The organism is Rhodococcus sp. MALMAid1271, from assembly GCF_049195265.1.
GTDB lineage: Bacteria > Actinomycetota > Actinomycetes > Mycobacteriales > Mycobacteriaceae > Rhodococcoides.
Genome location: NZ_JBMIRQ010000058.1, coordinates 47,644 through 73,301, shown reverse-complemented (window position 1 = coordinate 73,301; position 25,658 = coordinate 47,644). Strand labels below are relative to the sequence as shown.

Genomic DNA, 25,658 nt, shown 5'->3' with positions numbered 1-25,658 from the left:
AGACATGTATCGAGGATCGAGATGAACGAACAACCGCGTGGCTACTACTACGCCGATGTCGTTGCGGTGGAACAGCTCACGGTGCACATGGTGCGGGTGACGTTCGGCGGCGAACATGTTGCCGGTTACCGCACGCTCGGTGTACCCGACGAATGTGTCGGCCTCTACTTCCCACGATCGGGCGAGGCGACGCCGCCACCGATGACCGAGGTCGACGGCGTCTGGTGGTTCCACGGGATCGACGACGCCCCGGAGGGCCGTAACTACACCATTCGCCGCCTCGATCCGGAGCGCGGTGAGCTGACCATCGACTTCTTCGCGCACGAGGGCGGCGTAGCGGCCACCTGGGCGCAGCAGGCCGCGCCTGGGCAGACGCTGCTGTTCACTCGTCCACGATCCTGGTACTCACCGCCGGCCGATGTCGAATGGCTGTTGCTGGTCGCGGACATAACCGGGTTGCCTGCGCTCGGCAGGCTCGTCGAACAGTTGCCCGCCGGGGTGAAGGCCCACGCGATCGTCGAGGTTCTCGAACGCGGCGACATCCAATCCCTCGAGACCGCGGCCGACGTCACGTTCGACTGGCGCATCGGATCCGGAAACGGCGACAGCGCAAGCGTTCTCGATGACGCAGCGCTGGCCTACCCACTACCCGAGGGGCGGGGGTACGTGTGGTTCGCCGGCGAGGCGTCGTCCTCACGTCGGGTGCGTAAGCACTTCCGCAAGGAATTGGGCTACGAGATCGCGTACTTCGACATCATCGGATACTGGCGCGCGGATTCCGAGAAGTGGTTGGAGAAATACAAGCAATATCAGGAAGAGGCGCTTGCGGTGTACAACGGCGTCATCGAATCCGGCCGCTCCGAGCAGGAAGCCAGTGAGGCGTTCGATGCGCTGCTCGAGCGGGTGGGGCTCTAGTCGGCGTTGTCGAACTCGTGGTCCGGCGCTCGACTGTCCGGGGGCCGGCCGTTCGATCCCGGGACGGAAAGTAGCTGAGCCTCACCTTTGTGGTGTACTTTCATCGAATTGTCCGAATAACCCGTTTTCGTCAGGAGAACCGTGTTCACCGTTCGCCGTCTGGCGCTGGTCTCGTTCAGCGCAACTCTCGCCCTCGGTCTCGTCGCCTGCAGCTCCGGCTCCACCGACGAAGGCACGTCCACCTCCGAGTCCGCCACCGCAGAGTCCGCTCTCGTGGTGTACTCCGGCCGCGGTGAAGAGCTCGTCGACCCGTTGATCGAGCGAATCGGTGGCGGAATCGAGGTCGACTACTCGGGCAACACCAACGCCCAAGCCGCAAAGATCCTCGAAGAGGGCGACGCGACCCCGGCCGACGTCTTCTACGGCCAGGACGCAGGCGCACTCGGTGCCCTGGACGAAGCGGGCGCTCTCGCGCCGCTGCCCGAGGACATTCTGTCGCTCGTTCCCGAGCAGTACCGCGGTTCCGACGGCACCTGGGTCGCCACCTCCGCGCGGGCCCGCGTGTTGGCCTACAACTCCGATTCGGTGCAGGCAGCAGACCTGCCCACCGGTATCGACGGACTGCTCGACCCGCGCTGGCGCGGACAGATCGGCTACGCACCGACCAACGCATCGTTCCAGGCCTTCGTCACCGCTCTGCGCGTGCAGCGCGGCGAGGACGGTGCGCGCACCTGGCTCGAAGGATTCGTCGCCAACGAGCCGGTTGCCTTCGAGGGCAACGGGCCGTTGCTGACCGCCGTCAACGACGGACAGGTGGCCACCGGCCTGCTCAACCACTACTACTGGTACCCCTTCAAGGACGAGAACGGTGCCGACGCCCCGGTCGAGCTGCACTACTTCGAGCCCGGCGACCCCGGTGCGTTGATCAATGTCGCCGGTGCCGGTGTGCTCGCTGCCTCGGACAATCAGGAAGCGGCATTCGACTTCGTGCGCGAGCTGCTCTCGACCGAATCGCAGACGTACTTCGCGAACGAGACCGCCGAATACCCCGTCATCGACGGAGTCACCTCCGACTACGACCTGCCGCCGCTGTCCGAGCTGGGCTCGACCGATCTCGATCTGGGCCAGCTCTCGTCGCTCCAGGACACCCAGACCCTGCTCACCGACGTCGGAATCATCTAGGCAGGTGCTCGACTCCGGGCTCGGCTCCGCACTCCACCCGCTTCGGCGGCGCCACTTCGACGGTCGTCCCGTTCTCGGGACGGCCGCGGTGTGCGTGGGAGCGCTGACGCTGACGCCCTTGGTGTACCTGTTCGTTCGAGCGTTCGACGGCGGAACCGAGAAGGTGCTGGGACTGCTCCTTCGGCAACGCACCCTCGACCTCGCCATCCGCACGGCAGCCCTGACGCTCACAGTGCTCGTCGCGTCGGTCGTGGTCGGGACGCTGTTGGCGTGGTTGACCGTCCGTACCGATCTGCCGGGGCGACGAGTGTTCGCGATGGCTCTTGCAGCTCCACTCGCCATCCCGTCCTACGTGTCCGGGTACCTGTGGATCGCCGAGTTCCCTTCGTTGGCAGGCTTTTCCGGTGCAGCGTTGGTACTCACTTTGTCCTGCTTCCCGCTGGTGATGCTGCCGGTGTCCGCTGCGTTCGCCACCGCGGACCCATCGTTGGCGGAGGTCTCGCGAACCCTCGGTCGGGGCGCGGTGCGCACGGCACTGACCGTCGAGTGTCGGCGCGTCGTTCCGGCTGCTGCGGCGGGGGCGCTGCTGGTCGCGCTGTACACCATCAGTGATTTCGGGGCGGTGGCTCTGATGCGATACGACGCGTTCACGCTCGGCATCTACAGTGCGTACCGCGGGGGACTCGATCGCACCGCTGCGGCCGTCCTCGGACTGGTGCTCGTGGTGGGCGCGTTGGTGCTCACCCTCCTCGAACGACGTGCCCGACGCGGTGCCACTGCGAGAGTGGGATCGGGAACCGACCGGCAGGCCGAGCCTGTCGTCCTCGGCCGGTGGCGCACGCCGGCGTGCGCCGTTGTCGCTGTCGCACTGGCCTTGTCGGTGGCGGTACCGATACTGGCCTTGGGGCGATGGCTGAGTCGATCGTTCCGGTTCACCGTCGACTGGGCAGACGTGGTGGCCGTCACAGCCAAGACCGTCCAGTACTCCGCGACCGCCGCCGTGGTGGTGGCCGTGCTCGCGTTTCCGGTCGCACTGTTCGCCGCCCGATCCACCTCGCGGACGGCCCGCGGTGCCGAGTTGTCCACGTACATCGCGCACGGATTACCGGGTATCACCGTCGGGCTCGCCACCGTCTTCCTCGGAATCAGGTTTCTGCCGTCGTTCTACCAGACGGCGGTGCTGCTGATACTGGCGTACGTGGTGCTGTTCCTGCCGTTGGCCGTCGGTAGTACGAGAGCGGTCGTCGACGCCACTCCTGTTGTCCTCGAAGATGTCTCACGGACCCTGGGCGCGGGGCGGTTGCGCACCGACCTTCGGGTGACCATTCCGATCGCCGCACCGGGCATCGCTGCGGGGGCTGCTCTGGTCTTCCTGACCGTCGCCAAGGAGCTACCGGCGACGTTGATGCTGCGCCCACGGGGAGTCGACACGCTCGCGACCACGCTGTGGTCCACCACCGAGGCGTTTCGATACGGCGAGGCGGCTCCGTACGCCCTGGCTCTGATCCTGATCTCGGTGGTCCCGACGGTCGTTCTGACCCGGGCGCTGGGGCGCGCGACGCGGAAGCGAGTAGACCTGCCATGAGCATGGTGATTGCCGGTCTCGTTGCCTCGTACGGCAGCACCGCCGTGCTGCACGGGGTCGATCTGGATCTCGGTGACGGCGAGATGCTGGCCGTGCTCGGCCCCTCCGGCTGCGGAAAGACGACTCTGCTGCGATCGGTCGCGGGACTGCATCGCATCGACGCGGGCCGGATCACCTGCGACGGGAGAGACATCTCGGTGGCGGGGCAGATTCAGGTTCCTCCGGAGAAGCGAGGGATAGGCCTGATGCCCCAGGAAGGTGGATTGTTTCCACACCTGACGGTGCGAAAAAACGTCGAATTCGGTGTGCGTGCGGGGTTTCTGCGGCCCTACCTGTCCGGCCGCGGAGAGCGCACACGACGCGTCGAGGAGATGCTCGAGCTCGTCGGACTGCCCGACGCCGGAGGGGCCAAGCCCAGCGAACTCTCGGGCGGTCAGCAGCAGCGCATCGCGTTGGCGCGTGCACTGGCTCCGGCTCCGTCGGTGGTGCTGATGGACGAGCCGTTCGCCGCCCTCGACGCCGGTCTGCGGACATCGATTCGTCAGGACGTACGAGAGTTGTTGCAGTCGAGCAAGACTGCGTCGATCCTCGTCACCCACGACCGGGCCGAGGCGCTCGGAACTGCCGATCGGGTCGCGGTGCTGCTGGGAGGTCGCTGCGCGCAGATCGACACACCGAGGCAGGTGTACGAGCGGCCCGCCACACCCGCCGTCGCGCGATTCGTCGGCGACGCCTATTTCGTCGACGCGACAGCCCGCGGCGGCCACGTCGACACCGTTCTCGGTCGTCTCGAATCCACCACCAGGGCGACAGGGAACGGACAGGCGTTGCTCCGGCCGGAGCAGCTGCTGGTCTCCGAACGCGAGGACGGCGCATTCGTCGTCGAACACGAGTACTTCACCGGCCCCGAATCCTCGGTGACCCTCCGACACAGCGATACCGGGCTGCAACTGCGCGCCATCGCCCGGACCTCGGACCGTTTCGCTCCCGGCACCGCCGTGGATGTGTCGGTGACGTCTCCGGTGCACTGGTTCGAGGGCTCGTCGACCTAGAGTCGCAGTTCCACCAGCACAACAGGCTCGGGTTGGCCGGGCCAGGTTCCGCGCAGGTGCGGCAGCCGGGTCGAGGCCGCATCGATGACGCGGCGGACGAGCAGGGTGGCGTGCTCGGTGCGGACGAGGGTGGCGGTGTCGATCTGTTCGACCGTCCGCTCGCCGAGCGGTTCCACGAGTGAGTCGGTGCCGGTTCCGGACACCGACGTCGTCTGCTCGCGCGTGGACCTGGTTCCATCGTGTTCCTCGACATACAGTTCGGCTCGAGTGGTGCCGTTCGAAATCGCGGCTGCAGTGACCGCAACGTACACCGGATCGTCGACGCCGTCGTAGACCCAGCGCTTGCCCAACGCCGAATGATCCATCGTGGCAACCAGATACGACTCCGCCCCCTCCAGTGGCGCGCTGCGGTAAGTCAGCGGCACCTGCAACACCGTGCCCGATGCCGACCGTAGGAGATGGGTTTCGACGCCCACTTCACCATCGGGATCGTCGTAGCGATAGGCACCGACTGCCTCGAGGCCGTCGATGTCGAGTGCCCACGGCTGCGCCGGAATCCAGGCCACGATCGCCTCCAGTTTCGAGGGGACGAGCGTCGCGCGATGAATGAGAGCCATGCAGTGACGCTACCGAAGCCGATACGCACCCGACAGGGTCACGATGACGCCGACAGCCAGGACTCCAGCGCTGAGGAGCAAGCCCGCCCGGCCACCCGCCGAACTCACGAGTACACCGGCAACGGCGGCACCCGACGCAGCTCCCAGGTTGTAGGCAGTGTTGACCCAGCTGCTGGCCTCCGCCTCGCGGTGGTCGGGCGCGAGGTCGTCGGTGGCGAGGTACGCGGTGACGAATGCGGGTGCGATCGCGAGACCGGCAACGGACACACCCACTCCGACGGCCCAGAGCGTGTCGGCCAGTGCTGCGGTCGCCAGAATCGCGGCGGCCAGGAGAGCGAGCAGCCCGCCCAGCTGTATCGGCCGCGCAATCGCTGCGAGATTCAGTTTCCCCCAGATCAGCCCACCGACCACGCTGGCCGCGACCATCGCGGACTCGATGTATCCCGCCGCTCCGCGGTTGCCGCTGGCGGTGGCCAGTTCGGCCACGCTGAGGTAGACGATGCTCACTCCAGCCGCGAGTGCGAACATCGCGATCAGAACCACCGAGAGTCTCGGTATACGAACGACCGAGGTGGTGTGCTTTCGGCGGACGTGGACACCCGCGTCCCGCACTGCCCACCGGCCCTCCCTGATCGGCAGAGTGCAGACCATCGCGGATGTGCCCAGGACCAGGAGCACCGCCGCCCCGGCCAGGCCGATCCACGCAGGCAATGCGGTGATCATGAGCCCGACGGTCAGTGGTCCGGCAAGGAACAGCACCTCCTCGCATGTCGAATCGAGGGCGTACGCCGCCTGCTTGCGCGCACTGGAGTCGGCAGTCATCGCCCGCCAGTTCGACCGCATCGCTGGGCCCAACGGCGGAACCGCTGCCCCACCTGCCGCGAACAGAGCGATAGGCAGTGCCGCCGAGACCGTGCTGAACGCAGCGATGACGCCCGCGCCGCCGATGCACACCGCCGCGATCACAGCGAGGGGGAGGAGAACTCGGAACTGCCCGTAGCGGTCCACCAGGCGGGCTTTCGCCGGGAGAGTGAACGTGGTCAGGCCGTATGCGGCGATCGCGAGACCGGCAGTGGCGAAGGACCCGGTTCGTTCGTGAAAGGCGAAGACTGCGGACAGTGGAATCACCGCAAAGGCGAACCTGCCGAGCAGAGCGGAAGCGAAAACTGTTCGGGCCCAGGGTATTCGTAGTATCGACGAGTAGCCCTCGGAATCGATCGACGCCACGGCAACCCTCCTCGACACCAGTTCGGCAGCGACGTTACGGCGTCGACGGTTTCGGCATCAGCAGCGCGGTCACGGTCATGATCACGGCAGCAACCAGGACGCCGATGAAGACCAGATGAATGGCGTCGGACAGCTGTTCGGGTTCGCGACTGCCGGAGACGCGGGCGTTGACGATGGCACCGAACACGGCGACGCCGACCGCGCTGCCGAGGGAACGGGCGAACATGTTGGTGGAGGTGACGACGCCGCGCTCGGCCCACCCGACACTCGACTGGGCGGCGATCAACGTCGGACTCGCAATCAACCCCATTCCGAGGCCGATGACGAAACACATCGCCGCTACGTGCCAGATCTGCGATTGGGCGTCGAGCAGCGTCGTCAGTGCTGTCCCCACGACGCCGATCGAACCGCCGATCAGAGCCGTCCTGCGGAAGCCGAAGCGCAGATACACCCGCCCGGACTGGGAGGCGGCGATGGGCCAACCGAGAGTCAGCGTGGACAGCGAGAAGCCGGCGACGATCGCGCCCGTTCCGAACACGCCCTGTACGAACGTCGGCACGTACGAGGTCAGGCCGAGAATCAGCGCACCGACGAGCATCGAGATGACACTGCTGACGACGAGAACGCGGCGGGTGAACACCCACAGCGGCAGAATCGGTTCCTCGGCGCGGGACTCCACCCACGCGAAGATGCCGAGCAGAACGAATCCGCCGACGAAGATGGCGAAGCTGATCGGGGAACCCCACGCCCAGGATTGGCCGCCCTCGAGCAACCCGAGCAACACCATCGTCGCGCCGACGGTGAGGAGCCCGGCACCGAGGTAGTCGATCTTGGACTCGGAGCGTTCGACAGCGCCCTCGACGAACTTGCGCAACAGCATGAATGCGGCCAGTGCGCACAGCGGAATGTTGATGAAGAAGATCCATCGCCACGACAGGTACTCCGAGAACACACCGCCGAGCGCGGGCCCGAGTACCGAGGACACAGCCCACACGCTGGCCAGGTAGCCCTGCACTTTCGCGCGTTCGGTGAGGGTGTAGATGTCGCCGGCGATCGTGATGGCCATCGGCTGCACAGCGCCGGCACCGAGCCCCTGCACTGCGCGGAAGACGATCAGCGCTGGCATGCTCCAGGCCAGCCCGCACAGAATGGAACCGAGGCAGAACACCGCGATTCCGAACAACATGATCTTCTTGCGTCCGAACAGGTCGGCCAGTTTGCCGTAGAGAGGTACCGAGACCGCCTGCGCGAGCAGGTAGATCGAGAACAGCCATGGGAACTGGGCGAATCCACCGAGATCGCCGACGATGGTGAGCACGGCGGTGGCAATGATCGTCGCGTCCAGGGCCACCAGGGCCGAGCTGAGCATCAACGCGATCAGGATCGGTCCCCGCTCGGAGCGGAATCCGACGTCAGTGGATGAATCGGTCGTTGCCATTGCTATTCATTGTGATCCCTACCCCACGACGACGCGGCACCGGCCCAGATAGTGTTGAACACCGTGCGACCAACACTGAGTAGCTACGAGCATCTGGCCGGCGGCAAGGTCCGCGACCTGTACACTATCGACGACGCGCACCTACTGCTCGTCGCGAGCGACCGAATCTCGGCATACGACCACATCCTCGACACCCCGATCCCGGACAAAGGGCGCGTGCTGACGGCGATGAGCGTGTTCTTCTTCGAGGAACTCGGCGGCGTCAACCATCTGGCCGGTGATCCGCGCGACGAACGAATTCCAGCCGAACTGCTCGGCCGCGCACTGGTGGTGAAGAAGCTCGACATGGTCCCGGTCGAATGCGTCGCACGTGGCTATCTCACCGGTTCCGGGTTGGCGGACTACAACGCGACCGGACAGGTGTGCGGCGTGCCGCTGCCCTCCGGGCTGATCGAATCCAGCAAGCTCGACGAGGCAATTTTCACCCCCGCATCCAAGGCCGACATCGGCGACCACGACGAGAACATCACGTTCGATCGAGTAGTCGAGATGCTCGGTGCCGATCTCGCCTTCAAGTTGCGGGAGGACACCATCGAGATCTACTCCCGCGCGGCCAACTTCGCTCTGGAACGCGGAATCATTCTCGCGGACACCAAGTTCGAGTTCGGAACCGATTCCGATGGCAACCTCGTACTCGCCGACGAGGTGCTCACTCCCGATTCCTCGCGCTACTGGCCTGCCGATACGTATCAGGAAGGACGCGTTCAGCCCAGCTTCGACAAGCAGTTCGTCCGCGACTGGCTGACCGGCGAATCCGGCTGGGATCGCAGCTCCGACACCCCACCTCCACCGTTGCCCGACGAGATCGTCGCCGCGACACGCAGCCGCTACATCGAGGCCTACGAGCGCATCTCGGGTCTGAACTTCGACGATTGGGTCACGCCATGACGATCACCCCGCCCGTAGCCAAGAAGGTGCCGCACGAGCGCACTCACCACGGCGACACGTTCATCGACAACTACGAGTGGTTGCGCGCCAAAGACGACCCCGAGGTGATCGCCTACCTCGAGGCCGAGAACGCATACACCGAACAGCAGACCGCCGGACTGGAATCGCTCCGCGGGGCGATCTTCGACGAGATCAAGTCACGAACCCAGGAAACCGACCTGTCCGTGCCGACGCGCATGGGGCAGTGGTGGTACTACTCACGCACGGTCGAGGGAAAGTCCTACGGTCTGCAGTGCCGGTGCCCTGTGGTCTCCGACGAGAACTGGACGCCGCCCACATTGTCCTCGGACGTCGACGTGCCGGGTGAACAGATCCTGCTCGACGCAAATCTCGAAGCGCAGGGCCACGACTTCTTCTCCCTCGGCGCGTTCTCCGTCAGCCTCGACGGCACGTTGCTGGCCTATTCCACCGATACCGAGGGCGACGAGCGCTACACACTGCGCTTCAAGAACCTCGACACCGGCGAATTGCTGGCCGACACCATCGAGAACGTCGCACCGGGAGCCACCTGGACCGCCGACGGCCTGCACGTCTTCTACCTGACGGTCGACGAATCCTGGCGTCCCGATACCGTCTGGCGACACACGCTCGGGCAGGCCGAGGACGTGAAGGTCTTCCACGAACCGGACGAAAGTTACTGGGTCGGCTTCGGATCGACCCGAAGCGAGAAGTACCTGATGATCTGGGTCGGCTCCAAGATCACCTCCGAGTGCCTCGTCCTGGAATCCTCCGATCCGGAAGGGGAGTTCCGCGTCGTTCTGCCCCGCACGGACGGCGTCGAATACAGCATCGAACATGCGGTGGTGGCCGGTGAGGATCGCTTCCTCATCACCCACAACGGCTCGGTGAACGGCTGGGGCACCGAGGGGGAGAAGGCAGAGAACTTCCTTCTGGCCGACGCTCCGGTGAGCGATCCACTCGATCAGCGCATCCTGGTGCCGCATCGCGAGGACGTGCGGGTCGAGGACATCGATGCCTTCGCCGGCCACCTGATCTTCACGTACCGGCGAGAAGCGTTGACCCGCATGGCGATCTGGCCGCTGACCGACCAGGGGTACGGCGAATGCCGTGAGCTCGAGTTCGACGAGGAGCTCTATTCCGTCGGAGCCGGCTCGAACCCCGAGTGGGATCAGCCCTTGCTACGGATGGTGTACACCTCGTTCATCACACCCGCTCAGGTCTACGACCTCGATATCGCCAGTGGCGAACTGCTGCTCCGCAAATCGCAGCCGGTTCTCGGTGAGTTCGATGCCGGGGATTACGTGCAGCACCGCGAATGGGCCACCGCGCCGGATGGCACGCAGATCCCACTGTCGGTCATCGCGCGCAAGGACGTACCAGACGGCCCCGCACCGACGCTGCTTTACGGCTACGGATCGTACGAGGCCTCGATGGATCCGTCGTTCTCGGTGGCGCGGCTCTCCCTACTGGACCGGGGCATCGTGTTCGTCGTCGCGCACGTACGCGGTGGTGGCGAGATGGGTCGGCACTGGTACGACAACGGCAAGACGTTGAAGAAGAAGAACACGTTCACCGACTTCATCGCTGCCGCACAGCATCTGATCTCCACCGGACGCACCTCGCCGAAGCATCTGGTCGCCGACGGCGGCAGCGCGGGCGGTTTGCTGATGGGGGCGGTGGCGAACCTCGCACCGGAGTTGTTCAACGGCATTCTCGCCAACGTTCCGTTCGTCGACCCGCTCACCTCCATCCTGGATCCGTCGCTACCCCTGACGGTCATCGAATGGGACGAGTGGGGAAACCCGTTGGCAGACAAAGAAGTGTACGAGTACATGAAGTCGTACAGTCCCTACGAGAACGTCGAGGCCAAGGATTACCCGTCGATCCTGGCGATCACGTCCATCAACGACACCCGCGTGCTCTACGTCGAACCCGCCAAATGGGTTGCCGCCCTGCGGGCAACGAAGACCGGTGACTCCGACCTACTGCTCAAGACCGAAATGAGCGCTGGACACGGAGGAGTCAGTGGTCGCTACGAGAAGTGGAAAGAAGCGGCCTTCGAGTACGCGTGGATCGTCGAGAAATCCGGTGCGCACGTTGTCGGGGAGTAGCTGCCTTCGGTGAAACTGTGGCCGGACCTATGGTCCGGCCACAGTTTCACCGCTGATTATGGTCAGTCCTGGAAGCCGGGGTCGAACCACAGGAGCCAGGCATCGTTCGGATCTTTCGGCGACGGAGTTATTCCGCAACCCCAACCGCTGATAATCGGATTCGTTTGTGCCCCGTACCTGGCGGTGCCCGCGTCGATACAGGATTGCTTGGTCGGGAAGTAGTCGATGACCCAACCGGCTGCCGATGCAGGCGCGGTGCTTATCAAGGCCGATGCGGCTCCGCACGCCAGACTTGTTGCTGCGATTGTGGTAATCCTTCGGACACTGAGCATCTGAACGACCTCCGTGATGTGTAACGGTAGAAAACCTAACGACCGTTACGTTAACAAGGTAGTGATTTCGTGTCCAGGAGTTGACTCATACGTGGTAGGGATTCGCCCGTCTAGTCTAGTATGCCTGGGTCGCGCGTCGGCGCGTCAGCGCCACACGTAACGAACCTGCGGTCGCCCGGCTTTGCCGTATTCGGTGTGCCGGGTGACCAGGCCGTCGTCGGCGAGGCGTTCGAGGTAGCGCCAGGCCGTCACTCGGGAGACCCCGACGACCCTGGCGGCCTCCGATGCGTTGAGTCCGTCGGCAGCCTCCTTGACGCAGGCGGTGATGCCGTCCATGGTCTGCGGGGCAATTCCTTTCGGCGTCGAGACGCGTTCGTCGGCGGTACGCAGATGCGCCATCGCACGGTCGATATCGCGTTGACTCGACGCATTCTCGCCCGCGGGCAACGCGGCGTGGAATTCGCGATAACGCTCGAGCTTGTCGCGGAACGCGGCGAATGTGAACGGCTTGAGCAGATACAGCACGATGCCGTGCGCCACCGCCGAACGCACCACCGACAGATCCCGTTCGGAAGTGATGGCGATGACGTCGGGGCTCGGACGCAGACCGCCGAGCGCGGCAGCGACGTCGATGCCGCTGGCATCGGGCAGCCCGATGTCGAGGAGCACCAAATCTACCGCTTCGGTGCTGGCGAACCGCATCGCAGCTGCGCCGCTGTGGGCGACGCCTGCCACCTCGAACCCCGGGGTGCGCTCGACGTAGGTCGTGTGGGCCTCGGCGATCAGCGGTTCGTCGTCGACGATCAGTACCCGGATCACGACGTCGATCCCGGGATATCGGCAACGATCACAGATCCGTACGTCACTTCCGACCTCAGCGTCCCTCGATAGCGATTGATCACTTGGGCGACCAGGGCCAGGCCGAGTCCGCGCGAGCCGGATTTGGTCGAATAGCCTCGCCGCAGAGCGGCTTTCAAGGTCTCCGGCGGCATTCCGGGACCGCTGTCTGCCACGCGGACGACGAGGTGACCGTCGGCGTCACGGACGGTCACTTCGACCCAGGGCTGATCGGATTCTTTCGAGGCATCGATGGCATTGTCTATCAGATTGCCTACCAGCGTGACCAATTCGCGAGCCGTCAGGATCCCCTCGTGTTCCATGGCGGTGTCGTCGGTGATGGTCAGCTCCACTCCCTGCTCGGCGGCCTGGCTGACCTTGCCCAGCAGCAGCGCAGCAAGCGCTGGTTCGCCGACGGCGTTCATCAGTCGGTCGATCAGAGTTTGCGAGAGCTCGAGATCGGCCGTGGCGAACTCGACGGCTTCCTGGGGCCGCCCGAGTTCGACCATCGTGATCACCGTGTGCAGGCGATTGGCGGCTTCGTGGGCCTGTGAACGCAGCGACTCTGCGAAACTGCGCACAGAGTCCAATTCGCCCATCAACGAACGCAATTCGGTCTGATCGCGAATCGTCAGAACGTTGCCGAGGCGCTTGCCCTCCCACATCACCGGATCCTGGTTGACGACGAGCACGCGATCTTTCGTCAGATGCAACTCGCCGCGCACGATGCCGGTGTCCATCTGCTGCATCGACTCCGGCAACGACTCGAACGATACCGGCCCGTCCGGTAGGTCGAGGAGGCGTCGGGCTTCGTCGTTGACCAGCTCCGCCTCGTCGCCGCGGCCGAACACCAGCAGACCTTCACCGATCGAATGCAGGACGGCGTCGTGATGCTCGTACATCGTCCGCAGTTCTGCGGGGGCCATTCCCAGCGTCTGACGTCGGAGTCGGCGGCTGAGCAGCGTCGAGCCCGCTGCAGCGACGGCGAAGGCGGCGAGCACCACCCCGATGATGAGCGGGAGCCCCCGGAAGAACTGGTCACTGATCTTGGCCCTGGTGACGCCCGCCGAAACGAGACCGACCAGGTCGCCGGCGGAGTTGTACACCGGAGTGACCGCTCGGATCGACGGTCCGAGAGAGCCCACGTACGTCTCGGTGAACGTTTCACCATGCAACGCGCGATCGATGTTGCCGCTGAAAGGTTTACCGATCAGAGCGACTGTGGTGTGGGTGAACCGGGTGCGATCCGGTGCCATGACGACGATGAAATCGACACCGGTGATCTGCCGGATCTTTTCCGTTTCGGGTTGCAGACGCGAGGTCGGATCGTCGGATTCGATCGCAAGAGGCGTCGACGGTTCGTTGGCGATGCTCACGGCGATCGCCGTGACCTCGCGTCGGGTGGCGTCATCGCTGTTGGCCCGTTCGTTGAGCACCGTCAGGATGCCGCCGGCGAACACGACGACCGCCATGACGACGAGCTGCAGCACGAGGACCTGGCCGGCGACGCTGAGCGGGCGCTTCGAGGACAACGCATTCCTTTCGAGCAAGAAGATTCGATGTGAACGAAATGAACGTATAGGTGACTCCGATCACGGCGTCGAGCAACATCATCTCTCAGCAGGCGTGATCCACCTCACTCCCCTCCTAGTAGTCACGAAGTCCGTAGTTCTCACTCGCACTTCACGAGAAACCAGAAGGAAAACCAATGACAACCATCGATGCCGAGCGGTTCGACAATCCGCCCTCGGAGCCCAAGAAGAAGCGCGACAAGACTCACTGGCTCTACATTGCCGTGATCATCGCCGTCATAGCCGGCGTCATCGTCGGACTGGTGGCCAAGGACTTCGCCTCCGACCTGTCGATCCTCGGCACACTGTTCGTCGCTCTCATCAAGATGATGATCAGCCCGGTCATCTTCTGCACGATCGTCCTCGGCATCGGATCGGTTCGGGCAGCAGCCAGCGTCGGACGCGTCGGCGGAATGGCACTGGCGTACTTCCTCGGTATGTCGACCATCGCTCTGGGCATCGGCATGGTCGTCGGCAACCTCATCAAGCCAGGTGACGGCCTCAACATCTCGCCCAACGATGCGGGCATGAAGCTGGCTGACACCGCGCACGAGGCCGGCGGCACCATGGACTTCATCGCCGGAATCATCCCGACGTCGTTGCTGTCGTCGCTGACCGCCGGATCCGTCCTGCAGACGCTGTTCGTGGCCATCCTCGTCGGCTTCGCGCTGCAAGCCATGGGCAAGAGCGGTGAAGGAATCCTCAAGGGCATCGGGTCCATCCAGAAGCTCGTCTTCCGCATCCTGACCATGATCCTGTGGCTCGCCCCGATCGGTGCATTCGGCGCCATCGCCGGTGTCGTCGGCAAGACCGGATTCGACGCGGTCATTCAGCTCGGCACCTTGATGCTGGCGTTCTACATCACCTGCTTCATCTTCGTCTTCTTCTTCCTCGGCCTGATCCTGCGCTTCGTCTCCGGCTTCTCGATCTTCAAGCTGGTCAAGTACCTGGCCCGGGAATACCTGCTCATCGTCGCCACCAGCTCGTCCGAGTCGGCCCTGCCGCGTCTGATCGCCAAGATGGAGCACGTCGGCGTCGAGCGCACCACCGTCGGCATCGTCGTCCCCACCGGTTACTCCTTCAACCTCGACGGCACCGCGATCTACCTGACGATGGCCTCGATCTTCATCGCCGACGCCATGAACATGCCGCTGTCGATCCCCGAGCAGTTCTCGCTGCTGCTGTTCATGATCATCGCTTCCAAGGGCGCAGCCGGAGTCTCCGGAGCCGGCCTGGCCACCCTCGCAGGCGGCCTGCAGAGCCACCGTCCCGAATTGCTCGACGGCGTTCAGCTCATCGTCGGAATCGACCGGTTCATGTCCGAAGCCCGCGCACTGACCAACTTCTCGGGCAACGCAGTGGCCACCTTGCTGGTCGGCACCTGGACGAAGACGATCGACCGGGACCGGGTCAACTCAGTGCTCGACGGCCACCTGCCGTTCGACGAGGAGACCATGGTCGACGACCACCTCCCCGAGGACGCACCTGCAGACAAGCAGGTCGTCATCGAAAAGCACGCCGCCAAGGCGTAGAGCCTGCCGGGCGCCGCGTATACCCCCGTCGCCCGGTTCGGAAAATGCAAGTACGACCTCGCCAGGAGCGGGGTCGTACTTGCTTTCGTACGTCGGTTCCCCTTAGCGGCTGACCCACGGGTAAGTTCGGGTGATGACTGAAGTTCAGAACATCGGCATCAACACGCTCGGTGGTGCACCCACCTCGCTCGACGAGTACGCCGGAAGGGCTGTCCTCGTGGTCAATGTGGCCTCGAAGTGTGGATTGACTCCGCAGTACGAGAAGCTGGAGAAGCTCGCGAACGAATACTCCTCGCGTGGCCTGTCGGTAGTCGGAGTGCCCTGCAATCAGTTCGGTGGCCAGGAACCCGGCACCGCAGAAGAAATCGAGACCTTCTGCTCCACCACCTACGGCATCACCTTCGCGATGACCGAGAAGGTCGACGTCAACGGTGACAACCAGCACCCTCTGTACGCGGAACTGACCAAGGTCGAGGACGCCGAAGGCAAAGCCGGAGACGTCCAGTGGAACTTCGAGAAGTTCCTGATCTCGCCCGACGGCGTCGTCACCAACCGATTCCGCCCGCGCACCGAGCCCGACGCCCCCGAGATACTCGACGCGATCGACAAGATCCTGCCGAAGGAAACGATGGCCGTTTAGCTTCCGTCTGCATCGACGTCGAGCCTCGTTCACGCTGGTGTGCGAGGCTCGAGTCATGTCTGGACGCCTGATCGTATCGGTGAGCGGAATCAAGAACGACACCTACGAGCATGCCGCCGAGTTCGCGCGAATCCTGGACGGACGAGGCGTTCCGCTGTCATTGCTCGTCGCTCCCCGGCTGAAAGACAAATACCGTCTCGCAGCCGATGCCCCCACCCAGGAATGGTTGCGCGCCCGACGCGACGGAGGCGACGCGATCGTGCTGCACGGCTACGACCAGGCCGCGACGAAGCGTCGACGCTCCGAGTTCTCCGCGCTGCCGCGTCACGAAGCCAGACTGCGCCTGATGGCAGCCGACCGGGTGATGGAACAGACCGGCCTACGCACCCGAGTGTTCGCTGCTCCGCGCTGGATCGCCTCACCCGGAGCAGTAGAAGCTCTACCCGACGCCGGATTCAGAATGCTCGCCGCACTGAACGCTATGCACGACCTCGACCGCGACGGCGTCGTCCGCGCCCGAGTGTGGGGAATCGGCGAAGGATTCAAAGCCGAACCCTGGTGGTTCAAGGCACTGGTACTCGGCGCGGGCCGCACTGCCCGACGGGACGGCGTGGTGCGCCTCGCCATCAGTGCCAAGCAACTCGGACGACCCGGACCGCGCCAGGCCATCCTCGATGCCATCGACCTGTCCCTGCACCACGGAGCCGAGGCCGGAATCTACGAATGGATTCCGCGCCCGAAGTCCCGCGTGGCCTAGGTCCTTCTTTCGCTCTGCTTCGGAATCGCCCGCCCCACCCACCCCACCCGCCCCACCCCCGCCCGCCCGCCCCCGCCGCGTCAATAGACCCTTGCACGGCCCAGACGTATGCAAAGTGCCATTCACGCGGGCGGGGTGGCCGCGTGAATGAACCCTTGCACGGTTCAGACGCATGCAAGGGTCCATTGACGCGAACGGGGCGGGCGGCGGGCGCGGGCGGCGGTCAGCTACCGGTCGTCGAGTACGACGGCTCATTGTGACGGGCAGTCGATACTTGTGTGCCCGTGCACGACGTCAACCGCTCGACGTACTGCTGATTCTCCCGAATATCCCGCGCCACCCGGTCGCTGGACCAGCCGGCATTGCGCTGGAGAATTCTGCCCACGGCCTCCGCGACATCATCCTGCACGCCGGGTTCGATACCCAGCATCATGCGGCGGTGCAGAATATCGCCGAGGGTCACCGCATACTCCTCCGTGAGCGCCAGGACGACCTCCGCGGCCAGGAACGCGCCGCGGCCGCGGCCCACCACCTCTGCGAGTTCCGGGTTCGAGCGAGCGAGCTCGAGCAGAACGTCGACTCGGCTGCCGTACACGTCCACCAATCGTTCGACGAGCGATTCGGGCAAGCCCAGATCGGCTGCGGCCGAACGTAGTACGCGAGCAGGATCCGGTCCCGCACCGGGCAGCGGCGTGTTGCGTGCGTGGTAGGTCGGCTTCCCGAGTTTCATCTTGCGGTAGGCCATCGTCAGGGTTTCCTCGGCCAGTGACAGATGCGGCGTCAGCTTGCCGCCCACCACCGAGATCAAACCCTCCAACTCGCCGTGGTCGACGATGTCGTGGCTACGCGAGATGGCTCGAGTGTCGCCGTCCGCCTGGAACGGAAGAGGCCGCACACCCGCGTACGTCATCACCACCGATTCTCGGGTCAGTCCGGCACCGGGGATCAGTTCGTTGGTCTCGGCGAGGATGTAATCGACCTCGTCCTGTGTTGCTGCGACGGTGTCGAGGTCGCCTTCGAAGCGGTCGTCGGTGGTTCCGATGAGGAAGTACCCCCGCCACGGGATGACGAGAACCGCGCGGTTGTCCGAGCGGGCCTCGTAATACACCGCACACGTCGGCGCACCGGGAAACGGCCCGACGACGGCGTGAGTTCCCTTGGTGCCACCGATCAATCGCGACATCGACGGCGAGGAACCGACCAGAACCTCGTCCACCCAGGGCCCGGCGGCATTGACGACCACCCTGGCCCGGACCGAGGCCGTGCGGCCGGTCAGGACGTCCTGCAGCTCGACGCCGGTGACGGTCGATCCCTGTGTCGTCAACGCAACTGCCTGGGTGTGGTTGCGCACGGTCGCGCCGTGACGCGCCGCGTCGATCACATTCTCGATCACCAACCGTTCGGCGAACTCGACCTGACCGTCGTAGTAGTGCAGACCTCCGCCCAGCGATGTGGTGTCCAGACCGCCGAGCTCGACGGCCATGGCTTTCTTGTTCAGTTTGCGATGTCGGGGAACCGACTTGTTCCATGACAACGCGTCGTACATCGCCATGCCGACCCGCATCATCCAACCCGGCTTGTGGTTGTGGCCGTAGAGCGGAACGACGAACGGCAACGGTTTGACCAGATGCGAGGCGATGCCGAACAGTGCCTCGCGGTCGCGTAGTGATTCGTGAACCAGCGCGAACTCCATGAATTCGAGATAGCGCAGTCCGCCGTGCATCAGCCTGCTCGACCAACTCGACGTCCCACTGCCGAAGTCTCCCTTGTCGATCAGGAGAGTTCGGGTGCCCTGCAGCGCTGCCTCGCGGGCTATCGCCGCCCCGTTGATGCCCGCTCCGATCACCACGAGGTCGTAATCCTGCGCGGCCACCTCGTCGAGTTCCAGTCGTGTGGTGTTACTCATCTCTGTCCTTCTCGTCGTTCCGCTCGGCCACCAGGCTCGTTGGAGTGCAGTTACTTTCGTCCTGCGGACTGCTGCCACGGGCGAGCCTGGTAGACCGTTCCGGGACGTGGATAGAACTTGCCCGACGCCAACCGCCGGGTGTAGCTGTCGATCGGTGTCGCGTCGGGATCGATTCTGATCTCGACCACCGTTGGTCCTTCGGTGCTGAAGGCTTTGTCGAATGCACTGGCCAGCTCGTCGGCGGAGGTGACCAGAATGCCCTGCATACCCAGCCCCGCTGCGGCTGCGGCATACGAGGTGCTGGCCTTCTCGCTCTCGAGGTCCACCGAATAGCGCAGACCTTCGTAGTGCAGGTGCTCCCACATCCGGAGCCAGCCCCAGGTTCCGTTGTTGAGCACGACGTGCACGATGTTCATCCCGTGTGCGGCCTGGGTGGCCAATTCGCCTACCGAGTAGCTGAATCCACCGTCACCGGAAACGGTGACGATGCGTGCCTCCGGCCTGGCCTTCGCAGCACCCATGGATGCCGGAGTCGAGTACCCGAGCCCGCCCTGACCGCGTGCGAACAGGAAGTTGCGTCCTGGAACCGGGTTCTTCAGGTAGTTCGATATCCATCCGGCACTGAAGCTGGCGTCGGAGACGACGATGTCGTGCGGACGCAGATGCTTGGCCAGTTCCGTCATCGCCCGCGGCGGCATGACCGGGCTCGCCTCGCTCAGCCTCAGTGGTTCCGTCGATGCCCATGCCGCGTCCTTGGACTCCGCAATTCGCTTCTGCCACTCCGGAACCGACTTGGCCGTCACGAGGGGGATGAGTGCCTCCAGGGTGGCCTTGACATCGCCGAGCAGACCGACGGACGGGCCGAACGTTCGACCGAGCTGGCTGCCGTCGACATCGACCTGGATGGTCATCTGCTCGGGGCGAGGGAGCGCCCAGTTGAGCGAAGTGTTCTGTCCCACCTTCGATCCCAACCAGACGATCAGGTCGGCCTCGCCTGCGAGCTCCCGCGCGGACTGTGATCCGAGCGGGTTCAACACGCCCACCGAGTAGCTCTCGGTCTCGGTGACCGAGCCCTTGCCGGTGAAGCTGGTGCCGACGGCGGCCCCGACGAGCGTGGCGAATTCGGCCAGCTCAGCGGTCGCTCGCGAACCCAGGACTCCGCCGCCGGCAATGATGTACGGGCGCTCGGCCTTCGCGATCAGGGCTGCGGCCGTGCGTAGTTCGTCGTCGGACGGCCGACTCCGGTACGCGGGTGCGGAATTGAATCTCTCCTCTACCTGGAGATCGGTTTCTTCCCACTCCTCGTCGATCACATCGTGTGGAATCACCACGGCCGTCGGTCCGGGCTTGCCGGTGGTGGCGGTGCGGAAGGCCGCCCGCATCAGATCGGGGACGGTCTCGAGATCCGGTGCGAGCCAGGACTGTTTGGTCATCGTCTGCAAGAAAGGCATCTGGTCGAAACCCTGTGACCCGACTCCACCGTCGCGCAGCGGAACCCAGGACCGAGGAAGCTCGCCGACGACGGCAACGATGGGAACAGAGGCGTTCATGCTCTCGATGAGGCCATCGGGCAGTTTGGTCGTGCCGGGGCCCACCGTGACGTCGACTATGCCGGGCTTGCCGCTCACTCGTGCGTAGGCGTCGGCGGCGTAGGCCGCGGAGCGCTCGTCCCGGCAACCCAGATGAGACATGTCCTTGCGATTGGCCAGGCCCTGATAGAACGCGGCGGTTTGCCCGCCGGGCTGACCGAAGACCTGGGTAACTCCGTGCTTGCGCAGAATTTCTGCGACGAGATCGCCACCGTGTGGCATGAGACACGCTCCTTGTTGTTGGGGTCGAAAATTATTGGTGAGTAACGGAACTCGATCTCAGGGTCCGCCGCCCGATGCTGTCGCCCGGTCGAGAACGATGTCGATGAACTCGTCGGTCCAGCGGCCGGTCACGAGCAAGAGGTCGCACAGTGTGAATCGATCTCTCATGAGCGGCAACGTGCGCAAGATCCATCGGACCGTCTCGCGATCGACGGCAGGTGTGAGCTGCGAGAACGTCGTAGGTGCACCGATTGCGGCCAGATCCGACGCGATGTCGGACGCGCTACGCAACAGCGTGGTCAGCACGCGGCGATGCTCTGGCCAGTGGGCGACGAACGAACCCAGTTCGGATCGGACCCCGCACCATCTGTCCATCTTCGTTGCGACATTGCGCGCACACGCCGCACCGACCCTGCCCGAAGGATCGATCGATTCCCATGCCTGGGTGACCGATTTCTCGAGATCGGGTATCGGTGTCGTGGCGACCTCGACATCGATGGGGACTGCGTCGAAGGATTCGATTGCACTCTCCCACAACGCAGCCGAGAGCACCGCGGCGACGCCGACTTGAGCGCCGTGCAGATCGTGGCTCTCGCCCCGCGCCACCGCAGCCATGTCGATGAGATGGCTGATGAGATGCTCGCATCCCGACACCACAGCCGTCGTTCCGGTGACGCCGATTCCGAGGCCACCGTAGGTGAGCGTATCGAGGAGGGCGTCGAGGTCGAGCTCCTCGAGCGAGGGTGCATCTCGAAGTCGTTGTGCTGCTTGACCGATCACGGCCAGAACCTCGCTGTCGAACTCCCTGTCCATGCCCAGTGTGCAGGCCAGATACCAGTCCGCAGGCGCGCACCAGATCGCGGCCGCGTCTCCGAATCCTGCTCTGGTCAATGCGGCAGGCGCATGGGCAATGACCTCGTGATCGATGATCAGCGCGACCGGCCATGCGGTGGGAACCGTGCTCTTGGCCCCACCGCGAATAAGGACCGACAGCGGATCGGAGAAGCCGTTCACCGAAGCGCAGGTCTGGACCACCACCAACGGCACCTGATGGCGTTGCGAGAGCACCTTGCCGAGATCGACGACCGTCCCGCCGCCCACGGCCACGATGGCCGCGCACCCCGTACTCGCCGCATTGGCGTTGTCCACCGTTGCTTCGTCGAGAACGACCGCGCCGTGCTGTGCGTTCGGAATCAGCTCGGCAGTGGTGAAGTGGCAGGCAACCATCTCACGGATTTCGGCCAGGACATCTCGCGAGCCCACCGAGATCGGCGTGCCGTCGTGCAGGACGACCGCTGTTCCCGAGGTGTCGAGATCTGCCAATACCGAAGGCAACTCCGTCAGCGCCCCCGGAGCGCTGACGACCGTACGGAGGGTGGACGTGTCGTCATCGATGCCGATGTTCGCGAGATAACGGGTAGCACCCGTCGCGCTCACGATCTGTGGCCGGCTCACCGTGCGCTCCTACTCGAGGACGGGGGCAGGAGGTCATCGACCGATTCGACGATGTACGTGGGCCGATCGTCAGGGTCGGTCCGGTCGACATCGGCGACGGTCGACTCGCCGGTGAGAACGAGCGCCGTGGAGGTCCCGGCGTTGACCCCCATCGCGATGTCGGTGGTGAGTCGATCGCCGACGACGAGGGTGGTGGCCGGATCTATTCCGGTGAGTGCGCTGATGGTCTCGAACATGAACGTGCTGGGTTTGCCCAGCTGTGCCACTGCGACAACGCGTGTGCTCGCCTCGATTGCAGCCGTCACCGCTGCCGCGTCCGGATCGCCGAATCCGCCGGGGAGCGGGCAGAACCGGTCGGGGTTGGTGGAGACCAGAATTGCCCGACGGTAGACGGCGAGAGCCTCGAATGCGATCTTGAGTTTGCGGTAGTCGAACCCGCGGTCGTAGCTGGCGACCACGACCTCGATCTCGCGCGGGTCCTCGCTCAGTTCGAGGCCGGCCGCCGAGATCGAGTCCTTCAGCGGTTGTTCACCGATGACGAAGATCTTGCTGGTCGCCGCGTTCTCGGAGAGCCAGCGGACCGTCGTCATCGATGTGGTGATCACATCCGAGAGCTGCGTCGGTATCCCCAGGGCCGTGAGCTTGTCGGCGTACTGCTGCGGCGTGCGGGTTGGGTTGTTGCTACAGAACACAACCCGCCTGCCGTGGTTGCGCAGCTCGTGCACCAGGTGCGCTGCCCCCGGCAACAGCTCGTCGCCGAGATAGAGCGTCCCGTCGAGATCGAACACGTAGGACTCGAACAGCCGTGTCGGTTCTCGCAGGGTCGACTGCGCGAGTGTCGCGGTCGATGTCATCGGGCCGTCACCTTGCGCGCCCAGCCTTTCGACAGTTCGACGGCCTCGTTCCATCCCGAGTACATTTCCTCGGCCTTGCTGCGGTCCATCCGGGGCTCGAAGGTGCGGTCGACCGACCACAGTGCCTCGATCTCGTCGAGGGATTCCCATACCCCGGTGCTGAGCCCGGCCATCAGCGTCGCGCCGAGCGCGGTGGCTTCGGTGATGGCAGGCCGAATCACCGGGATGCCGAGAATGTCGGCCTGGAGTTGGCAGAGCATGTTGTTGTTGACCGCTCCGCCGTCGACCCGAAGCTCGGGCAGAGTGACCTGGCCGTTGGCAGTGATGGCCTCCACGACATCGCGAGTTTGGTAGACCATCGACTCCACGGCTGCGCGGATGACGTGTAGTCGGTTGGTGGAGCTACTCATCCCCACGATGCAGGCGCGGGCGTAGGGATCCCAGTTCGGAGCCGCGAGTCCGGTGAAGGCGGGTACCAGATACACCCCGTCGGTGCTCGCCACCTGGCCGCCGTACCACTCCGAATCCGCTGCTCCGTGAATCAGTTTCATGTCGTCGCGCAGCCACTGCATGGTCTTGCCCATGCTGAACAACACGCCCTCGTTCTCGTAGCGCACTTCATCGCCGATTCCCCAGGCAACGGAAGTCGTTGCACCCTCGACCATCTGAGGGGTGTCGCCGCAGTTGATCGTCAGGACTCCCGCGGTCCCGTAGGTCATCTTCGCCTGACCGGCTCGGAAGCAGACCTGACCGAAAAGCCCGGCTTGCTGATCGCCCATGTTGGATGCGATGGGAATCGGGGCCCCGAACGTGGCACCGGCATCGCCCACGATCGTGTCCGAGGAGACGACTTTCGCGAGCATGCAACGCGGAATGCCGTAGGCGTCGAGTAGATCCTGATCCCATTCGCGGGTGTGGATGTTGAACATCATCGTTCGCGAGGCATTGGAGTAGTCGGTGACATGTGCGCAACGTCCGGTGAGATTCCAGATCAGCCAGGTATCGATGGTGCCCGCCAGCAGTTCCCCCTTCTCCGCTCGTTCCTGCGCTCCTGGAACGGTTTCGAGGATCCAGGCGATCTTCGAGGCCGAGTAGTAGGCATCCGAGTTCAGGCCCGTACGCTCGCGGATGACGGGGTCGAGTCCACGTTCGCGCCAGCGCTCGATCACTCCGTTGCTCTGCCGCGACGCCCAGACCACCGCATTGTGGATCGGACGCCCGGACTCCTTGTCCCATACCACCGCTGTCTCGCGTTGGTTGGTCAACGCGATAGCAGTGATGTCGGTCGGTTCGAGATCGGCACTTCGAAGCGCCTCGCGCATCGTTTCCAGCTGCGCGGTGAGGATTTCGAGCGGGTCGTGTTCGATCCAACCCGAGTTGGGGTAGATCTGGGTGATCTCGCGCTGAGCGACCGCGCGGACCTCGCACTTCTCATCGAAGATGAGAGTTCTTGCACTGGTGGTGCCTTCGTCGATTCCGAGAATGTACTGAGTCATGGCTGACGCTCTTTTCTGTCGTAATGGCGAGATAGGGGTGTGTGTTTCGTGGTGAACGGAAGAGGGGCGGCGCTGGGGTCGGCGGCCCGGGTCAGAGTTGTCCGAAGGCGAGTTGGGCGCCGACGATCAGCGAGGTCGTGACGGCAATGGCGCATGCAGGCGGATCGAAATGGCTGTCGCCGAGCGTGTGGAAGATTCTGGAGCTGAGTTCGGCCAGGAACGCGCTGAACAGTGCAACCACGACGGCCCCCAACAGCGCGATCGGGCCGGCCGCACCTGCGGACAGCAGCGCGACGGCTGCCAACCCGGCGGGCAATGTGATGTGGTGCGATACCGGACCGGACAGGCCGATCTGGAGGAGCAGCAGAGTTGTCGCGCTGAAACCGAAGAGCAGGACGGGGCCGAGGGCGCGTGCCGAGTCCGGAAGGCTGACGATCAGCCATCCGGCGGCCAGTCCGAACCCGATGGCCACGGTGCCGACCTGCAACCGGTGAGACTGGAACGGTAGCCAGGCCTGCGTCGCGGTCGGATGCCACCGGGTGGCGATCTGCGCGCCCGGCCCACCGTGATTCGATGGCACCAGTCCGGTGCGACCGAACGAAAGACGCGTTACCGCAGCAAGAATGACGACAGTGAGCGCGACCGTGTCGGTGAGTACGACTGTCGAGGCGATGGTGGAGTCGATACTCAGCACGGATTTCAGCGCCTTCTCGAGTGCAAATCCGATGACCCCGAACACTCCGCCGACGAGCAGCACGCTGCTGCTGCCGAGCCCGACGAGCGGCGCGAGAATGTTCTTCCCGTCGTCCAGCTTGCCGGTGCGCTTGGCGTAGGCCGCTGCCGCGACGGCTCCGGCAAAAGCAACCTGAGGGCCGAGGAACGGTCCGAATGCCAACTGCCCGAGGAAGTCGTAGTCGACGCCTGCCAGCGCTACCGCCACGCCGATGATGCAGAAGATGCCGCAGAGGCTGAAGACGAACAGTCCGCCGAGTGCGGCCCCGACCAAACCACCTCCGAAGGCGGCGATGTAGGCGACCAGTTGAAGATCCACGACAAGAGTCCTTTGTTCGAGACGGTGAGGCCCATTCGAGTGGGTCCTCGTGGTCGAGCCCGCCCAGTCCGGGCCCGAGGTGACGGGCGGGAACGCGGGTGAAACCTCTTCGATCGCCACCGGCCGCACTGCGTGCGGGAGGTGACCCAGGAGCTCGTGTTCGAGCGGCTTCGGGGTAAGAGGAGGCGCTTCGTGTTTATGCCGGTTTGTGCGGCTTAGTGACGAAGTTAACTCAGTGTGGAGTGGCAGTCAACAACTACCCATCAGTAACATCTAACGACCGAAAACCCATTCCACTAGGCTCGTAGCAGAAACTGTGT

The 25,658-nt window shown here is 64.4% G+C and carries 20 protein-coding genes; 9 read left to right on the top strand and 11 right to left on the bottom strand.

Features of this window, described 5'->3' with window-relative positions; translation table 11 throughout:
• Positions 1-21 precede the first annotated feature (21 nt).
• The 4 genes from ACOQFP_RS06915 (at position 22) to ACOQFP_RS06900 (ending at position 4,734) form a co-directional block, all read left to right on the top strand.
• Positions 22-915, top strand: a complete 894-nt coding sequence (locus tag ACOQFP_RS06915; protein WP_421583860.1) for a siderophore-interacting protein — start codon at positions 22-24, stop codon at positions 913-915.
• Positions 916-1,056: 141 nt separating this feature from the next.
• On the top strand, positions 1,057-2,097 hold the full coding sequence (locus ACOQFP_RS06910) for an iron ABC transporter substrate-binding protein (RefSeq protein WP_206492224.1): 1,041 nt from the start codon (positions 1,057-1,059) through the stop codon (positions 2,095-2,097).
• A gap of 4 nt (positions 2,098-2,101) precedes the next feature.
• Positions 2,102-3,682, top strand: a complete 1,581-nt coding sequence (locus tag ACOQFP_RS06905; protein WP_421583859.1) for an ABC transporter permease — start codon at positions 2,102-2,104, stop codon at positions 3,680-3,682.
• Entirely contained in the window at positions 3,679-4,734 is a 1,056-nt protein-coding gene (locus tag ACOQFP_RS06900; protein ID WP_421583858.1) for an ABC transporter ATP-binding protein, read from the top strand. The genes ACOQFP_RS06905 and ACOQFP_RS06900 overlap by 4 nt, the downstream gene beginning before the upstream one ends.
• Here the strand turns inward: ACOQFP_RS06900 and ACOQFP_RS06895 are convergent.
• From ACOQFP_RS06895 to ACOQFP_RS06885, 3 genes are read right to left on the bottom strand one after another with little or no spacing between them, the layout of a single operon-like run.
• Positions 4,731-5,351: a CG0192-related protein gene (locus ACOQFP_RS06895; RefSeq protein WP_421583857.1), complete on the bottom strand. Its 621-nt coding sequence runs from the start codon at positions 5,349-5,351 to the stop codon at positions 4,731-4,733. The two genes, ACOQFP_RS06900 and ACOQFP_RS06895, sit on opposite strands and share 4 nt — an antisense overlap.
• 9 nt (positions 5,352-5,360) lie before the next feature.
• Complete coding sequence (locus ACOQFP_RS06890; RefSeq protein ID WP_421583856.1) at positions 5,361-6,578, bottom strand: MFS transporter; 1,218 nt, start codon at positions 6,576-6,578, stop codon at positions 5,361-5,363.
• A 34-nt stretch (positions 6,579-6,612) separates the two neighbouring features.
• Complete coding sequence (locus tag ACOQFP_RS06885) at positions 6,613-8,016, bottom strand: MDR family MFS transporter (protein WP_421583855.1); 1,404 nt, start codon at positions 8,014-8,016, stop codon at positions 6,613-6,615.
• A gap of 63 nt (positions 8,017-8,079) precedes the next feature.
• On the opposite strand from ACOQFP_RS06885, the gene ACOQFP_RS06880 reads away from it, so the two are divergent.
• Together ACOQFP_RS06880 and ACOQFP_RS06875 are read left to right on the top strand one after the other, a co-directional pair.
• Positions 8,080-8,964 (top strand): phosphoribosylaminoimidazolesuccinocarboxamide synthase, encoded by an 885-nt coding sequence (locus ACOQFP_RS06880; protein WP_341243427.1) that lies wholly within the window; start codon positions 8,080-8,082, stop codon positions 8,962-8,964.
• Complete coding sequence (locus ACOQFP_RS06875) at positions 8,961-11,096, top strand: S9 family peptidase (protein ID WP_421583854.1); 2,136 nt, start codon at positions 8,961-8,963, stop codon at positions 11,094-11,096. The genes ACOQFP_RS06880 and ACOQFP_RS06875 overlap by 4 nt, the downstream gene beginning before the upstream one ends.
• Positions 11,097-11,572: 476 nt before the next feature.
• Here ACOQFP_RS06875 and ACOQFP_RS06870 read toward each other — a convergent pair whose 3' ends face one another.
• Together ACOQFP_RS06870 and ACOQFP_RS06865 are read right to left on the bottom strand one after the other, a co-directional pair.
• Positions 11,573-12,247, bottom strand: a complete 675-nt coding sequence (locus tag ACOQFP_RS06870; RefSeq protein WP_206492230.1) for a response regulator — start codon at positions 12,245-12,247, stop codon at positions 11,573-11,575.
• On the bottom strand, positions 12,244-13,737 hold the full coding sequence (locus ACOQFP_RS06865; protein WP_241257422.1) for a sensor histidine kinase: 1,494 nt from the start codon (positions 13,735-13,737) through the stop codon (positions 12,244-12,246). Before ACOQFP_RS06865 ends, ACOQFP_RS06870 begins: the two co-directional genes overlap by 4 nt.
• 236 nt (positions 13,738-13,973) lie before the next feature.
• Between ACOQFP_RS06865 and ACOQFP_RS06860 the strand changes: the two genes are divergently transcribed.
• The 3 genes from ACOQFP_RS06860 to ACOQFP_RS06850 all read left to right on the top strand — a co-directional run bounded on the left by ACOQFP_RS06860 (position 13,974) and on the right by ACOQFP_RS06850 (position 16,765).
• Entirely contained in the window at positions 13,974-15,368 is a 1,395-nt protein-coding gene (locus tag ACOQFP_RS06860) for a cation:dicarboxylate symporter family transporter (protein ID WP_206492232.1), read from the top strand.
• 130 nt (positions 15,369-15,498) lie between these two features.
• Positions 15,499-16,008: a glutathione peroxidase gene (locus tag ACOQFP_RS06855; RefSeq protein WP_374222415.1), complete on the top strand. Its 510-nt coding sequence runs from the start codon at positions 15,499-15,501 to the stop codon at positions 16,006-16,008.
• A gap of 55 nt (positions 16,009-16,063) precedes the next feature.
• Positions 16,064-16,765 carry a DUF2334 domain-containing protein gene (locus ACOQFP_RS06850; RefSeq protein ID WP_206492234.1) on the top strand — a complete coding sequence of 234 codons (702 nt, stop codon included), beginning with the start codon at positions 16,064-16,066 and terminating at the stop codon, positions 16,763-16,765.
• 223 nt (positions 16,766-16,988) lie between these two features.
• On the opposite strand, the gene glpD is transcribed toward ACOQFP_RS06850, so the two are convergent.
• The 6 genes from glpD to ACOQFP_RS06820 form a co-directional block, all read right to left on the bottom strand.
• Positions 16,989-18,671 carry a glycerol-3-phosphate dehydrogenase gene (gene glpD / locus ACOQFP_RS06845; RefSeq protein ID WP_421583853.1) on the bottom strand — a complete coding sequence of 561 codons (1,683 nt, stop codon included), beginning with the start codon at positions 18,669-18,671 and terminating at the stop codon, positions 16,989-16,991.
• A 50-nt stretch (positions 18,672-18,721) separates the two neighbouring features.
• Entirely contained in the window at positions 18,722-20,482 is a 1,761-nt protein-coding gene (locus ACOQFP_RS06840; RefSeq protein WP_206487899.1) for a thiamine pyrophosphate-binding protein, read from the bottom strand.
• Positions 20,483-20,539: 57 nt separating this feature from the next.
• A complete protein-coding gene (locus ACOQFP_RS06835; protein WP_421583852.1) occupies positions 20,540-21,937 on the bottom strand; it encodes an iron-containing alcohol dehydrogenase in 1,398 nt (465 codons plus the stop codon).
• Complete coding sequence (locus ACOQFP_RS06830; RefSeq protein ID WP_421583851.1) at positions 21,934-22,791, bottom strand: HAD-IIA family hydrolase; 858 nt, start codon at positions 22,789-22,791, stop codon at positions 21,934-21,936. Before ACOQFP_RS06830 ends, ACOQFP_RS06835 begins: the two co-directional genes overlap by 4 nt.
• Complete coding sequence (glpK, locus tag ACOQFP_RS06825; protein ID WP_421583850.1) at positions 22,788-24,287, bottom strand: glycerol kinase GlpK; 1,500 nt, start codon at positions 24,285-24,287, stop codon at positions 22,788-22,790. The genes ACOQFP_RS06830 and glpK overlap by 4 nt, the downstream gene beginning before the upstream one ends.
• 91 nt (positions 24,288-24,378) lie before the next feature.
• Positions 24,379-25,338 (bottom strand): hypothetical protein, encoded by a 960-nt coding sequence (locus tag ACOQFP_RS06820; RefSeq protein WP_341245209.1) that lies wholly within the window; start codon positions 25,336-25,338, stop codon positions 24,379-24,381.
• Positions 25,339-25,658 lie beyond the last annotated feature (320 nt).

What these genes read in the sequence shown, in the direction of transcription:
- ACOQFP_RS06915 (WP_421583860.1), top strand. Translation starts at nt 22, where the DNA reads ATGAACGAACAACCGCGTGGCTACTACTACGCCGATGTCGTTGCGGTG.
- ACOQFP_RS06900 (WP_421583858.1), top strand. Translation starts at nt 3,679, where the DNA reads ATGAGCATGGTGATTGCCGGTCTCGTTGCCTCGTACGGCAGCACCGCC.
- ACOQFP_RS06895 (WP_421583857.1), bottom strand. Translation starts at nt 5,351, where the DNA reads ATGGCTCTCATTCATCGCGCGACGCTCGTCCCCTCGAAACTGGAGGCG.
- ACOQFP_RS06885 (WP_421583855.1), bottom strand. Translation starts at nt 8,016, where the DNA reads ATGGCAACGACCGATTCATCCACTGACGTCGGATTCCGCTCCGAGCGG.
- ACOQFP_RS06875 (WP_421583854.1), top strand. Translation starts at nt 8,961, where the DNA reads ATGACGATCACCCCGCCCGTAGCCAAGAAGGTGCCGCACGAGCGCACT.
- ACOQFP_RS06865 (WP_241257422.1), bottom strand. Translation starts at nt 13,737, where the DNA reads ATGGCGGTCGTCGTGTTCGCCGGCGGCATCCTGACGGTGCTCAACGAA.
- ACOQFP_RS06860 (WP_206492232.1), top strand. Translation starts at nt 13,974, where the DNA reads ATGACAACCATCGATGCCGAGCGGTTCGACAATCCGCCCTCGGAGCCC.
- ACOQFP_RS06850 (WP_206492234.1), top strand. Translation starts at nt 16,064, where the DNA reads ATGTCTGGACGCCTGATCGTATCGGTGAGCGGAATCAAGAACGACACC.
- glpD (WP_421583853.1), bottom strand. Translation starts at nt 18,671, where the DNA reads ATGAGTAACACCACACGACTGGAACTCGACGAGGTGGCCGCGCAGGAT.
- ACOQFP_RS06840 (WP_206487899.1), bottom strand. Translation starts at nt 20,482, where the DNA reads ATGCCACACGGTGGCGATCTCGTCGCAGAAATTCTGCGCAAGCACGGA.
- ACOQFP_RS06830 (WP_421583851.1), bottom strand. Translation starts at nt 22,791, where the DNA reads ATGACATCGACCGCGACACTCGCGCAGTCGACCCTGCGAGAACCGACA.
- glpK (WP_421583850.1), bottom strand. Translation starts at nt 24,287, where the DNA reads ATGACTCAGTACATTCTCGGAATCGACGAAGGCACCACCAGTGCAAGA.